The organism is Streptomyces sp. IMTB 2501 (genome assembly GCF_001953885.1).
Taxonomy (GTDB): Bacteria; Actinomycetota; Actinomycetes; order Streptomycetales; family Streptomycetaceae; genus Streptomyces.
Genome location: NZ_MQUS01000014.1, coordinates 126,577 through 139,957 on the forward strand (window position 1 = coordinate 126,577; position 13,381 = coordinate 139,957).

Annotated in this window: 9 protein-coding genes; 2 read left to right on the top strand and 7 right to left on the bottom strand. The window is 69.5% G+C overall.

Going from position 1 to position 13,381, the window contains the following annotated elements; genetic code table 11:
- Window positions 1-103: 103 nt before the first annotated feature.
- From AV521_RS24245 to AV521_RS24275, 7 genes are all read right to left on the bottom strand, one after another.
- Window positions 104-2,986 carry a glycoside hydrolase family 2 TIM barrel-domain containing protein gene (locus AV521_RS24245; RefSeq protein WP_076090716.1) on the bottom strand — a complete coding sequence of 961 codons (2,883 nt, stop codon included), beginning with the start codon at window positions 2,984-2,986 and terminating at the stop codon, window positions 104-106.
- A gap of 12 nt (window positions 2,987-2,998) precedes the next feature.
- Window positions 2,999-3,814: a carbohydrate ABC transporter permease gene (locus AV521_RS24250; protein WP_076090717.1), complete on the bottom strand. Its 816-nt coding sequence runs from the start codon at window positions 3,812-3,814 to the stop codon at window positions 2,999-3,001.
- A gap of 23 nt (window positions 3,815-3,837) precedes the next feature.
- The gene (locus AV521_RS24255; protein WP_076090718.1) at window positions 3,838-4,803 is read right to left on the bottom strand and encodes a carbohydrate ABC transporter permease; all 966 of its coding nucleotides are present in this window, start codon (window positions 4,801-4,803) and stop codon (window positions 3,838-3,840) included.
- Between the two features lie 20 nt (window positions 4,804-4,823).
- Window positions 4,824-6,089, bottom strand: coding sequence for an ABC transporter substrate-binding protein (locus AV521_RS24260; protein WP_076090719.1), 1,266 nt, complete (start codon window positions 6,087-6,089; stop codon window positions 4,824-4,826).
- 242 nt (window positions 6,090-6,331) lie between these two features.
- Complete coding sequence (locus AV521_RS24265; protein ID WP_079249387.1) at window positions 6,332-8,176, bottom strand: glycoside hydrolase; 1,845 nt, start codon at window positions 8,174-8,176, stop codon at window positions 6,332-6,334.
- A gap of 76 nt (window positions 8,177-8,252) precedes the next feature.
- Complete coding sequence (locus AV521_RS24270; RefSeq protein ID WP_179023352.1) at window positions 8,253-9,500, bottom strand: ROK family transcriptional regulator; 1,248 nt, start codon at window positions 9,498-9,500, stop codon at window positions 8,253-8,255.
- A gap of 139 nt (window positions 9,501-9,639) precedes the next feature.
- Complete coding sequence (locus AV521_RS24275; protein ID WP_076090722.1) at window positions 9,640-10,902, bottom strand: FAD-binding protein; 1,263 nt, start codon at window positions 10,900-10,902, stop codon at window positions 9,640-9,642.
- Window positions 10,903-11,090: 188 nt separating this feature from the next.
- Here AV521_RS24275 and AV521_RS24280 point away from each other — a divergent pair, with 188 nt between their 5' ends.
- Window positions 11,091-11,765, top strand: a complete 675-nt coding sequence (locus AV521_RS24280) for a pyridoxamine 5'-phosphate oxidase family protein (protein ID WP_076090723.1) — start codon at window positions 11,091-11,093, stop codon at window positions 11,763-11,765.
- 58 nt (window positions 11,766-11,823) lie between these two features.
- Window positions 11,824-13,155: a radical SAM protein gene (locus AV521_RS24285; protein WP_076090724.1), complete on the top strand. Its 1,332-nt coding sequence runs from the start codon at window positions 11,824-11,826 to the stop codon at window positions 13,153-13,155.
- Window positions 13,156-13,381: the final 226 nt, after the last annotated feature.

Sequence of the window (13,381 nt, forward strand, 5' to 3'; positions counted from 1 at the left end):
CCCAGGGTGTCTCCTGACCGTGTCCGGCACTGCGGGGGAGCGGTGACACGGCAACCGCCCCGGACGGGACGCCAACTCGGCGGACACCTCGCGGCCGCGCCGGTCAACTGGCCTCCGGGGCGGGGGCGGTGGAGAACACGAAGGAGAACTCCGCCGGTTCGGCCCGCAGATGGTACTGGGGCAGCGGGCCCGGACCGCAGGACTGGGAGCCGACGCCGTGCTGGCCGTGGTCGAGGTTGACCCAGACCGTGTCCCCCTGGGTGAGGTCGCTCAGATGCGTGGCGGCGTCCAACTGCTCGGTGGTCCAGCGGCGGGCGGTCAGACAGAACGCCGGGTCGCCCTCGATGCGCAGACCGCCCAGCTCCGCCCAGCGGACATCGATCCGGGCGCCGTTCTCCTGGGGGCGGACATAGGGCGTCTGCAGATCGTCCACAGTCGACTGCCAACGGCCCACCGCCGACGCCATCCTGGTGTCCGGATACGCCTCACCGGGGCCACCGCCGAACCATCGGACACGGTCGGCCGCGGCCAGCCCGAAGCGGATGCCTAGCCGGGGCAGCGGAACCGGCCAGTCGCCCTCCGGGACGGTGTATACGGTCAACCGCAGTCGGTCTCCGTCCGACGTCCAGCGGTATACCGTCGACAGCCCCAGCTCCCGCGCCGCCGGTGCCACACGGGTACGGACCGTCAGCGCGTGCTCGCCGCTCTCCACCGCGTCCAGCCGGTGCCGCATCCGGTGCAGGCCGAGCCCCCGCCACAGCAGCCCGTAGCGCAGGTCGGGCTGCCAGGGCGCGCCGTCGTCGTTGTCGGTCGTCGCCCGCCACACGTCCAGGCGCAGCCCGGAGAGGGGCACATCGCCCACAGCCGTCAGGGCGCCGGTGCGGGCGTCGAAGGTGCCGGGTCCGAGCGTGATCACTCCGCCGCCGGACGCCGGCCGGGCGGTCGCCGCGACCACCGGCACCCTCCGCTCCGACACCGGGATCTGACCCCAGGCCACGACATGGTCCCTGGACGCCCAGGGGGCGTCCTCCGCCAGGGCGGCCCGGACCGTCCAGTGGGCCTCGCCGGTCGGCGCCCCGGCCGGCGGCGCGGGCAGCTTGACGTCGGCGGACTCGCCGGGCGCCAGCGCCGGCACCGACAGGGCGCCGGACTCCACCGGTTCCCCGTCGACCTCGTACGACCACGAGAAGGCCAGCGCCGACAGGTCGGCGAAGTCCTGCTTGTTGGTGATCCGGACCGTGCCGTCGCCCGCCTCACTGGCGATGCCGACGGGTTCGATCACCTTCTTGTACTCCACCAGGCCGGGGGAGGGCCGCCGGTCCGGGAAGAGCAGGCCGTCGCAGATGAAGTTGCCGTCGTGCAGCTCCTCGCCGAAGTCGCCACCGTAGGCGAAGCCCAGCTCCGGATGCGCGATCCCGTGGTCGATCCACTCCCAGACGAACCCGCCCTGCAGCCGGGCGTACGACTCGAACAGCCGCTGGTAGTCGGCGAGTCCACCGGGGCCGTTGCCCATGGCGTGCGCGAACTCGCAGAGGACAAAGGGCAGTTGGCGGCGCTTGAGGGTGCCGCCGTCCAGGCCGCGGCCGATCCGCTCGACCTCGGCGTGATCGGCGTACATCCGCGAGTACATGTCGGTGTCACGGCAGGTGGGGTCGCCCTCGTAGTGGACGGGACGGGAGGAGTCCCGGTCCTTGATCCACTCGGCCATCGCGGTCAGGCCCCGGCCGGTGCCGGCCTCGTTGCCGAGGGACCAGATGACGACCGACGGATGGTTCTTGTCGCGTTCGACCATACGGGACGCCCGGTCCAGCAGGGCCGGGGTCCAGCGGTCGTCGTCGACGGGGTTGTCCCGCCAGCCCTGCTCGGTGAAGCCGTGCGTCTCCAGGTCGCATTCGTCGATCACCCACAGGCCCAGCTCGTCGCACAGGTCGAGGAAGGCCGGGTGCGGCGGGTAGTGGGAGGTGCGGACGGCATTGACGTTGTGCCGTTTCATCAGCAGTACGTCCTCGCGCATGGTCTCCGGATCGAGGGCACGGCCCTGCTCCGGATGCCATTCGTGCCGGTTGACGCCCTTGAACAGCACCGGCCTGCCGTTGACCTTGATCAGCCCGTCCGACAGCTCGACGGTACGGAAACCGATCCGCAGCGGCACCCGCTCACCCTCGGTGTCCAGCTCGCCCTTGTACAGCCTGGGTGTCTCCGCCGACCACGCCTCGACCGGCACGGTCACGCTGTCGCCGGTCGCGATGTCGATGCCCAGCTCGGACACCGTGACCCGGCCGTCGACATCGGAGTCGACGCGCAGGGTGCCGGTGCCGGCCAGGTGGTCGTACGAGGCATGCACGAAGAAGTCGAGGGCGGCGCGCGCCGGGCGGTGCAGCAGGGTGACGTCACGGAAGATGCCCGGCAGCCACCACTGGTCCTGGTCCTCCAGGTAGGAACCGGCCGACCACTGGTGGACGCGGACCGCCAGTACGTTGTCCACAGTCTTCAGCAGAGGGCCGACCGCGAACTCGTGCGGCAGCCGGGAGCCCTTGAACTCGCCGAGGTCCGTACCGTTCAGCCACACCCGGGCGCAGGACTCCACCCCGTCGAAGCGCAGCACCGCGCCGCCCTCGGCGAGGTCCGGCCAGTCCGCCGGCAGGTCGAAGACGCGCAGATGATCGCCGGTCGGGTTCTCGGTCGGCACCCGGGGCGGGTCGACCGGGAACGGGTAGAGGTGGTTGGTGTAGATGGGGGAACCGTGCCCCTGGAGGACCCAGTGGCCGGGGACCGCGATCTCCGCCCAGTCACCGGCGTCGTACCCCTCCGCGGCGAAGGAGTCGTCCTCGGAGCCGGCCGTCGGCGACAGCCTGAAACGCCAGTTTCCGTTCAGTGACAGGGACGGGGCGTCCGAGCACGCGTACCAGGCGCGCGGCGGCAGCGCCCCGGAGCCCGGCGAGACGTCCTCGACGTAATCGGTGACGGTGTGGGTGTGGAAGGACATCGTTCTCCTAGCTCAGCCCTTGATTCCGGTCTGCGCGATCCCCTGCACCAGCCAGCGCTGGAGGAAGAGGAACACGAACAGCAACGGCAGGATGGAAATGGCGGCCGCCATGAAGATCTCGTGGAAGACGACGGTCTGGTTGGTGATGTACGAGGAGAGCGCGACCTGGACGGTCCACGAGTTCGGATCCTGCCCGATGACCAGTGGCCACAGGAAGGCGTTCCAGCCGTTGATGAAGGTGATCGTGGCGATCGCGGCGAAGAAGTTCAGCGAGTTGGGGACGACGACCCGCCAGTACGCCCCCCAGTGGCCGAGCCCGTCCACGCGTGCCGCCTCCTCCAGCTCCTTGGGGAACCCGAGGAAGTACTGCCGGAACAGGAAGCAGGTGAAACCACTGAAGAGGCCCGGAACGATCAGCCCCCGGTAGCTGTCCACCCAGCCGAGGGACGACACCAGCACGAAGCTGGGTACGAACGTCACCGAGGTCGGGACCATCAGGGTGCCCAGGACGACGTAGAAGATCTTGTTGGCGTGCCGGTACGGGATGCGGGCCAGGGCGTAGCCCGCGAGTGAGCACACCAGCAGGATGCCGACCGTCATGGAGACGGCGACGATCGTGGAGTTGAGCAGCGACCGGGCGAACGGTACCGACTGGTCGTCGAACAGCTCGCCGATGTTGCCCCACTGGAGGTGCGTGGGGAAGAACTCCCAGTGCTCTCCGGTGATCTTGGCGTCGGTGGTCAGGGCGTTGCGGAGCAGCACATAGAACGGGATCAGGAAGAGGAAGGCGGCGACACCGGTGGCGATGTAGAGGCCCGTGTTGCCCATCACCCCGCCCCTGCGTTTCGTGGTCACTTCGAGTCCTCGCCCCTTCCGAAGCCCATGAGCCTGCCCTGGAACAGGGTCACGACGACGATCAGCGCGGTCAGAATGACGGCGCCCGCGCTGCCGGCGCCGTAGTCCTGTTCCGTGCCCAGGGCGGTGTAGTACAGCTCGACCAGCGGCGGCCGGCCCCACGTCGTCTTGTCGAGCAGGTTGAAGAACTCGTCGAAGGCCTGGTAGGCGGCGATGAGCAGCAGCAGGATCACCGCGGTCGACGTGGCGCGCAGCTGGGGCAGCGTGATGTGCCGGAAGGTCTGCCAGCCCGGCCTGGCGCCGTCGATGGCTGCGGCCTCGTACAGCTCGGCCGGGATGTTCTGCAGCGCGGCCAGGAACAGGATCATGTAGAAGCCGGACTGCAGCCACAGCCTCGCCGTGACGATGACCAGCCAGTACCAGGGTGGACTGGGGCTGGCCAGCCAGGCGATGTTGTCGATCCCGAACCAGCCGAGGACCGTGTTCATCAGGCCGAAGCGGACCCCGCTGAACAGGGACATCTTCCAGATCAGCGACGCGGCGACATAACTGCACGCGGTCGGCAGGAAGAACACCGACCGGAAGAACGCCCGCATGAACCGGAGCCGGTTCACCAGCAGGGCGAGCCCCAGCGACACCGCCCAGGTGGTCGGCACGATGAACGCGGCGAAGACGGTGAAGGTGCCGAGCGAGTGGACGAACTTGGGGTCCGTCAGCATGTACGTGTAGTTGTCGAAGCCGATGAACTTCGACGGCGTGACCGTGTAGCGGGCGTCGAAGAAGCTGAGGTAGACGCTCCAGCCGATCGGCACGTAGATGAAGATGACCAGCCCGGCGAGGAAGGGGCTGATGAAGAGCCAGAAGTTGAAGGTACGGCTGCCCCGCAGGCCCCGCCAGGTCCTGGCCGGCCGCGCCTTCGCCGGGGCGGGGCTCGCGAGGGCGGGCTTGGTCGTCGTCGACATGTCGTGCTCCGTCCGCCGGCCTATCCGAAGAGCTTCTTCAGCTCGCGGCCCACGGTCTTGTCGCACGTGTCGAGAGCCGCCTCCGGATCACCGTTCCTGCGGACGCAGTCGGCGATGACGTCCCACGTCGCCTGCATCATGGCCTGGGTCCAGCCGATGTTGTCGAAGTGCCCGTAGTCGTTGAAGAGCTTGACACCCTGCGCGGGCAGGCCGGACTTGAGCTTGGTGGCCGAGGCGGCGATCGAGGTGCGCGGCGGGATGTGGAAGCCGTACGACGTCGCGAAGTCCTCCTGGTACTGCTTCTGGTCGAGCCACAGCCACTTGACGTACTCCTTGGCCGCTTCGACGTTGTCGCCCTTGGCGTTGACGAACATCGACCAGCCGCCGTTGTAGACCGAGGGCTTGCCGGAATCGACGGTCTTCGGGAAGGGGAAGATCCCGAGGTCGTCGCCGAGCGCCTGCTGGAACTGCGGCATCGCCCACATGCCGCAGAACTGGATGGCACACAGGCCCTGGCTGAGCGAGGAGGGGTCCCAGAAGTCGGTCGGGGCGCCCAGGAGCAGATGGCCGCTGGCGAACAGCGTGCGCAGCTTCTTCAGGCCCTCGACGACGGCGGGGGTGTGGTAGGCGATCTCGTTCTTGTCGCCCAGAGTGTCGGCGCCCGCGGACCAGATCAGCGGGTTGATGACCGCGTGCAGGTCGTTGCCGAGATACACGCCCTTGGTCTTGCCGGTGGTGAGCTTGGCGGCGGCCTCGATCAGCTCGTCGAAGGTCTCCGGAACCTTGACGCCGGCCTTCTCGAAGAGCGAGGGCCGGTAGAAGAAGAACTGCGGGTCGTCGATCATCCGGATGCCGTAGATCTTGCCGTCCACCGTGTGCGACTTGATGTCGGCCTGGTCGAAGTCGTCCTTGACCGGGTCGACGAGGTCGCTCAGGTCCGCCACCTGACCACTCTTGACCAGCTGGATCTGCGGGTGGAACTCGAACACGTCGGGCGCGTTCTTGGTGAGCAGCGTGGCGAACAGCTTGCTCTCGTAGTCGGCACTGGTGATCCACTGCGTGGTCACGTTCGCGTTCTTGTACGCGGCCGCGTACCGCTTGACCGCCTGCTCCACGCCCGGCTCGCCGTAGGCATGGAACATCTGGGTGAGCTGCTTGCCCGACCCGCTGCCTCCGCCACGTCCGTTGTTGCTGCCGCACGCGGCGAGCGGGGCGGCGACGGCCAGACCGGCGGCGGCCCGGAGTATCGAACGGCGGTCCCAGGTGCTGTTGCTCTGTGCCGGCATGCTGACGTCCTTGTCTGTGGTGGTGCGGCGTGCGGCTCTGTGCGCGGAGGCCAAGTGGCTTGAACGCGGGGTGCGGTGCGGGACGTTAACCTTCGGCTAAGGCTTCAGCAAGGGGTTGGACGAAGTCTGTTCGAAGCGTTGCGTGTGGTTCGGGATCACGAACAATGAGGTGGGGTACGGGAGTTAAGGGCCGCCGGGTCAGGGGTGTGGCCGGCGGCCCTTCGGTCCATGGGGGAGCGGGCCTACCGCCTGGTCCAGGCCTCGTTGTCGCCGCCGTCGCAGCTGTAGAGGATCACCTTGCTGTCGTCGGCGGTCGCCTGTCCGCCGACGTCGAGACACTTGCCCGACGCCTCGTTCACGATCTGCCCGTTGGCGTTCAGCAGCCAGCGCTGCGTGCCGTCACCGGTGGCCGTGGAGGCCGCCACCAGACCCGAACTGCCCGCCGTCAGATAGCCGTTGGCGCCCTTCAGGGTGCCCTGTGCGTCGTACGACCACGACTGATCCGCCGCGCCCGTGCACGAGCCGATCGCGGCGCCCGAGGCACCGGCGGTCAGGCACTTGCCCGACTGCCTGCCCACCAGGGCGCCGGTCAGCGCCGAACCGCCGGCGCCCTTCTGGTCGAAGACGTACGTCGTGATCGAGCGGGCGGCGAGCGTGGCGTGCACGGTCCCGTCGCTGACGGCCGGTTTCGCGACCCTCGCCCAGTTCTCGTCCGCCGAGGTCCGCACCGCCTGAGCGGTCCGCACCGGCGCCTTGCCGGCGAAGTGCAGGTTCAGCGCGGTGTCGGTGGAGTTGTGGTTGTTGACCACGACGACCCACTGGCCGTTCCGGTCGTACGACGACACCTCGACGCCGTCCGGAGCCCCGGTCACGTTGTGCGCGACCGAGCCCGGCCGGACGAACCTGCTGTACTGGCCCAGCGCGTAGTACCGCTTGGTGAAGTACAGCTTCTGGTCGCCGTTCGTCGCGTAGCCGGGGTCGTAGTAGATCAGGCCGTCGTTCCAGCCCTGGTCGTTCCGGGTGGCCGGGTCGGTGCCGTAGCCGCTGGCGAGCGCCACCCACCACTGGAACGCCGAGTCGTGCGCGGTCGCGAAGTCCTTGTAGATGATCCGCGACATCAGCAGGGCGTTGTCGATGGTCGGGTCGTACTCCTGGTTCCAGCCCGTGCTGCCCTTGCCGAAGCAGCAGATCTCGGTGGCCCAGGGCGCCTTGCCGACCGACTTCGACGTCTCGTAGACGTTGCCGAGCTGGCCGTCGTCCGGGTTGTTGTACGTGTGGTGGGCCAGCTTGGCGACGTACTGCGCGGTGCCCGGCTGCGCCATCCACTGCGGGACCTCGCTGGTGAACTGCGTGGTCTTGCTGGACTCGTCCGCGATGATGCCCGTCTTCTGGTGCCGGGCCCGCTGCTCGGCACCCAGCGCGCGCACGATGTCGTCGCGCTGGTCGACCGGTACCGGCATGCCCTCCTGGCCGCAGTCGGCGAAGCTGTTGTCCGGTTCGTTGAAGGGGCTGATGTAGTCGAGCCGTACGCCCTGCCGCGCGAAGTGATCGGTCACGTCGGCCACGTACTTCGCGAAGTCGCTCTCGTTCTCCGCCTTCAGCCAGCCGCCGCAGCTCTTGCCGTTGGCCGTCCACCGGGCGGGCGCGCTGTTGACGAAGCCGATCAGGTCCTTCACGCCGTAGCGCGCGGCGTACTTCAGGAACGTCTGACCGCCGTTGTCCTTGCTCCAGTCGTACGAGCCGTCGGACTTGAGGAAGTCCTCGGCGGCGCGGGCCGGGGTGGTGACGGCGACTCCACCGCCGCCGATGTTGTACCGGTACGAGCTGAGGTGCAACCCCTGTGGAGCGAAGAGGAGTTGGGCGACCCGGGCCTGGACCTTCGGGTCGAAGTGCTGGAGGTCGTTGACCCACCAGGCGCCGGACGCGCCGATGTTGTCGATGGTCTGGGCGGCGTGGGGAGAGACCTCGGCGGCGGCCGGGGCGGCGTCGGCACTCGCGGGCGGGGAGGTGAGGAGGGCTGCGGTGACGGCCAGTGCGGCGGAGGCTGTCAGCAGCAGGGATCTCTTACGGGGGTGAGACACGTGCATCCCTTCCGTCGTCATGAAGGCGGTGCGGTACGGCTCCTTGCGGGGTGGTGGTGCGCTTGGTGGTTACCTCGCGTGTTCATTTCTTCTGCGGGGTGCGCCGCTGCCCGACGGACTGCAGCGCCCCTTCCAGCGCGAACGTGGCCGCGCCGAGGGACACCGGGTCGGTGGGGATCGGGGAGAGGACGATCTCGGTGGCGGCCAGCGGGCGGCGCAGCGCGTGCCGGGCGACGGCCTGGCGGACCTCGGCCAGCAGCGGCTCGCCCAGCCGGGCGGCGACCCAGCTGCTGAGCACGACCACTTCGGGGTTGAGCAGGTTGATCAGATCGGAGATACCGGCGCCCAGGTACCGTGCGGTGTCCCGGACCACCTTGACCGCCACCGGGTCGCCCGCGGCGACCGCGCGCGCCAGCGCGTCCACGGTGGCCGTCTGGTCCTCGGGATGCAACAAGGGGGAACGCGGGCTCAGTTCACGCAGATTCTGCATGATGCCCGGCGCGCCGACGTACGTCTCGACACAGCCGTGGTTGCCGCAGTGGCACAGCCGCCCGTCCAGCACGAGCGTGGTGTGGCCCCACTCGCCGGCGCTGTTGCTCACCCCCCGGTGCAGTCCGCCGCCGAGGGCGAGACCGGCACCGACCCCCGTGCCCAGGTTGACCACGACCGCGTCCCCACGGCCCCGCGCGGCCCCGAACCACAGCTCGGCCACCGCGCACGCGCGCAGCGGATTGTCCAGGTGCAGCGGATACGCGATGTGTTCGGCGAGCAGATCGAGCAACGGTACGTCGTGCCAGTCCCAGTTGGGCGCGTACTCGGCGACGCCGGTGTCCCGGTCCACCTGGCCCGGCACGCTCACCCCGACGCCGAGCACCCGGGCCGCCTCGATGCCGGCCTGCGCCACCACCGAGTCGACGGCGGCGGCGACATGGCCGACCACCTGCTCCGGACGGCTCTCGCCGGTCCGCATGTCCTCGTCGGCCCGGGCCAGCACGTTCAACGCCAGGTCGAACAGCTCGACATGGACATAGGTCTCCGCGATGTCGACGCCGATCAACGCGCCCCCCGACGCGTTGACGGCCACCAGGCCCCGGGGCCGGCCGCCGGCCGAGTCCTCGAAACCCACCTCGGTGATCATGCGGAGCTCCAGCAGCTCGCCGACCAGCGTGGCGACCGTGGCCAGGCTCAGCCCGGTGGCGGCGGCCAGCTCCTGCCGGGAGGTGGGGGATGCGGCGATGATCTGGCGCAGCACCTCATAGCGGTTCGCGGTGCGGATGTCACGTGATGTGCGCTTCACGCGGCTGCCCCTTCGATCCCATCCTCGTCCCATCCCGTCCAGGCCGGGGCTACGACGGCACCGGCGCGGGCGCCAGGTTATGGGCTGGGAGTCGCTTTCGACAAGGGGTTAGGAAAGGGGCTGGAGAAAGTCCTCGGTGGCGGAGGGCCGCTCCTGGGCCGGCACACGGCCGTCAGCCGTCCAGGAGATCCCTCACGAAGGTGTTGGCGAACTTCCCGGCCGGATCCAGGGAGCGGGCCAGGGCCCGGAAGTCGGCGAGGCGTGTATACCGTCCACGGACGACCGCCGACGGGATCTCGTACACCTTCCCCCAGTGCGGCCGCGGGTCGAAGGGAGCCAGCGCCTCCTCCAGCCGGCGCACCACCGGCAGGACGGCCGCCTCGTCCGGAACCCAGGTGAAGTGCAGCGCCACCGAGTCCTGTCCGTGAGCCGGGCTCAGCCACTGCGGGTCGGCGGCGACCGTACGCACCTCGCAGGTCTGCAGTACACCGGCGACCGCCGGGCGTATGCCGTCGATTGCGTACAGCGCATCGACGGCGGCCGACCGCGGCAGCAGATACTCCGACTGGATCTCCGCCCCGCTGCTCGGTGTGAACTCCGCCCGGAAATGCGGCAGTCGCTCGTGCCACGGTCCCGGTACGCCCAACTGCTCGGTGCAGTGGGTCGCGGGCATCCCTGGCACCGGGTGCACCGGCACCCCGGCGGGCGCCGCCCACGGGAAGCGCACCGCCGGCTGGTCGGTGCGCCGCTTGACCCATACATGCCGGAAGCCCGGCTCCCGCCAGTCGGTGAACAGGCTCACGCTGTACCCGGCGGCCGACACGGCGGTGAAGTCCAGCCCGTCCAGCGGGAGTTCGGTGAAGACGTGCTGCTCCACCTCGTACGCCGGCTCCAGGTCGAGGGTGAGCGCGGTGACGACGCCGAGCGCGCCGAGCGAGGTCACGGCTCCGTCGAACCGCGCGTCACCCCGGCCGATCGTGACCGCCGAGCCGTCCGCGACGACCAGCTCCACCTCCCGGACGGCCGAGGCCAGCGGCCCGTTGTCCACCCCCGAGCCGTGTGTGCCGGTCGCCACCGAACCGGCCACCGAGATGTGCGGCAGGGAGGCCATGTTGGGGAGGGCGAGCCCGTGCGCATGGACCGCCCGGGCCAGTTCGGCGTAGCGCACCCCGCCCGACACCCGGACCGTGCGCGCGGCCGTGTCGACCTCGGTCACCGGCGGCAGCCCGGCGGTGGACAGCAGCACACCGTCCGGGCCCGGATCGGCGATCCGGTTGAAGGAGTGCCCACTGCCCAGCACCCGCACCCGTGCACTGCCCGCCACCAGCGCCGCGAGCGCGTCGAGCGTGCCCGGGCGGTGGAAGGCGCGCGCGGTGTACGTGATGGTGCGCGCCCAGTTGGTGACCGCCCCGGCGGTCCCGGCCGTCCCTGACATCGGTGAGTCCCTCCCGGAGGGGCGCGGGTGCTTACGTGTGCGTGGCGTGCGCGTGCCTGTGTGCCGACCCTCTCATCCGCCCTGTTCCACCGGGGAGCCTGCTGCGGATTTCGTTGCCATGGCTGACTTAGTCGACGCATTCAAAATCCCGGTGGCCTTCCTAATGCGATATCGGTACCTTTCGGCGCATGACCCAGGAACCGCTTCCCGACCGGCTGCCCGTCACCGACCGCACCCGTCACCGCAGGCTGCGCGAGCAGGGCAGCCTGGAGCGGGCGGAGCTGGAGACGATCCTCGACGCCGCCTTCGTCTGTCATCTCGGCGTGCTGGTCGACGGGCGGCCGCTCGTCGTGCCGACGGTGTACGGGCGGGACGAACGGTGGCTGTATCTGCACGGATCCGTCGCCAGCCGCAGCCTCGCCGGTGACACCCCGGTGTGCGTGACCGTGACCCATGTCGACGGGCTCGTGCTCGCCCGGTCCGTCTTCGAGCACGGCGTCAACTACCGCAGCGCCGTGATCCACGGCATGGCCCGCAAGGTCACCGACCCCGAGGAGAAGCTGGCGGGCCTGCGCCTGCTGACCGAGCACTCCGCGCCGGGCCAGTGGTCGTACGCCCGCCGCCCCAGCCGCAAGGAACTGGCCGCCACCACTGTCCTCGCCCTCTCCCTGGAGGAGGCCTCCGTCAAGATCCGCACGGGCGCCCCGGACGACGGCGACGGGCCCGACGCGGCCCTTGGCCTGTGGGCCGGAGTCCTGCCGCTGACCACGGTGTGGGGCACCCCGGAGCCGGACCCGGCGCTGCCGGCCGGGACCGCCGTACCAGAACACATCGCCCGCCGTGCGGGGACCCGGCACGGCTGAGCCGCAGACGGGGGCATACGGTGTGAGACGTACGCCTGAGCCGGGAGGAGACAGACGGATGGGCAGTCGTACCGCGCTGGTCGAGGATCTGATGGAGCGCTTCCCGCATGTGCCACGGGAGGCCGTCTTCAAGGAGGACCTGCTCCGCGGCGGCGTCGCCTTCGACCCGTCCGCCCTCAGTGACAACGAGAGCGGCGAGGTCAAGCCGAAGTCGTACTTCATCTTCTCCTTCGACCACGGCACCCTGCCCGAGCTGGGCGAGGCCGCGCTGCGGCGGCCCCCGGAGGAGATCATCCTCACCGGCGGCCCGTACGATCTGCGCCGCACCGTCGTCTCCGTACGGGTGAACCCGGCCTCGCCGTACCGGGTGGCCGCCGACGACGAGGGGCTGCTCGGCCTCTACCTCGACGGGAAGCGCATCGCCGACGTCGGGGTGCCGCCCATGCCGGAGTACTACCGGCACACCCTCTCCAACGGAAAGTCCGTGATGGAGGTGGCTCCGACCATCCAGTGGGGCTATCTGATCTACCTCACCGTCTTCCGGGTCTGCCAGTACTTCGGCGCCAAGGAGGAGTGCCAGTACTGCGACATCAACCACAACTGGCGCCAGCACAAGGCGGCCGGACGGCCGTATACCGGTGTCAAGGACGTCGAGGAGGTACTGGAGGCCCTTGAGATCATCGACCGGTACGACACCCAGAAGGCCTCCACCGCGTACACGCTGACCGGTGGCGCGATCACCAGGACCGTCGCCGGGCGCGACGAGGCGGACTTCTACGGCCACTACGCCAAGGCGATCGAGGAGCGCTTCCCCGGGCGCTGGATCGGCAAGGTCGTGGCCCAGGCGCTGCCGCGTGACGACGTGCAGCGGTTCAAGGACTACGGCGTCCAGATCTACCACCCCAACTTCGAGGTGTGGGACCGGCGGCTGTTCGAGCTGTACTGCCCGGGCAAGGAGCGGTACGTCGGCCGGGACGAGTGGCACAAGCGGATCCTGGACTCCGCCGAGGTGTTCGGCGCGCGCAATGTGATCCCCAACTTCGTCGCGGGCGTGGAGATGGCCGAGCCGTTCGGGTTCACGACGGTGGACGAGGCGATCGAGTCGACCACCGAGGGGCTGCGCTTCTTCATGTCGCACGGCATCACGCCGCGCTTCACCACCTGGTGCCCGGAGCCCACCACGCCGCTCGGCAAGGCCAACCCGCAGGGCGCGCCGCTGGAGTACCACATCCGGCTGCTCCAGGCCTATCGCCAGACGATGGACGACTTCGGGCTCTCCTCGCCCCCCGGTTACGGCCTGCCCGGACCCGGCCGCGCGGTCTTCTCCGTCAGCTCCTTCATGGACAGCCTGCCCGCGGACGAACCCACGGAGGCACCGGCCCAGGCGTGATCCCGTTCACCGGTCCGGCGGGGCGGTGAGCGGAACGGCGCCCGCATCCGTACAGGAGGGCGGAGTCATGGGCTCATCGCGTCGCGCATCCGCGTCACCACCAACGGTAACCGGATGTGAACAGGGCGCTTGTCAGTTGTGTCGAGGGCGTGAAAGGCTCTGTGCACTGCCGCGAGGTTCCCGCTAACTCCCTTTCCTCAGTGGTGAGTTGACCTTGCTCGTGGAT

Excerpts from the sequence above, each read along its gene's own strand:
- AV521_RS24275 (WP_076090722.1), bottom strand. The coding sequence starts at position 10,902 with ATGTCAGGGACGGCCGGGACCGCCGGGGCGGTCACCAACTGGGCGCGC.
- AV521_RS24260 (WP_076090719.1), bottom strand. The coding sequence starts at position 6,089 with ATGCCGGCACAGAGCAACAGCACCTGGGACCGCCGTTCGATACTCCGG.
- AV521_RS24280 (WP_076090723.1), top strand. The coding sequence starts at position 11,091 with ATGACCCAGGAACCGCTTCCCGACCGGCTGCCCGTCACCGACCGCACC.
- AV521_RS24285 (WP_076090724.1), top strand. The coding sequence starts at position 11,824 with ATGGGCAGTCGTACCGCGCTGGTCGAGGATCTGATGGAGCGCTTCCCG.
- AV521_RS24270 (WP_179023352.1), bottom strand. The coding sequence starts at position 9,500 with ATGGGACGAGGATGGGATCGAAGGGGCAGCCGCGTGAAGCGCACATCA.
- AV521_RS24265 (WP_079249387.1), bottom strand. The coding sequence starts at position 8,176 with ATGCACGTGTCTCACCCCCGTAAGAGATCCCTGCTGCTGACAGCCTCC.
- AV521_RS24245 (WP_076090716.1), bottom strand. The coding sequence starts at position 2,986 with ATGTCCTTCCACACCCACACCGTCACCGATTACGTCGAGGACGTCTCG.
- AV521_RS24250 (WP_076090717.1), bottom strand. The coding sequence starts at position 3,814 with ATGGGCAACACGGGCCTCTACATCGCCACCGGTGTCGCCGCCTTCCTC.
- AV521_RS24255 (WP_076090718.1), bottom strand. The coding sequence starts at position 4,803 with ATGTCGACGACGACCAAGCCCGCCCTCGCGAGCCCCGCCCCGGCGAAG.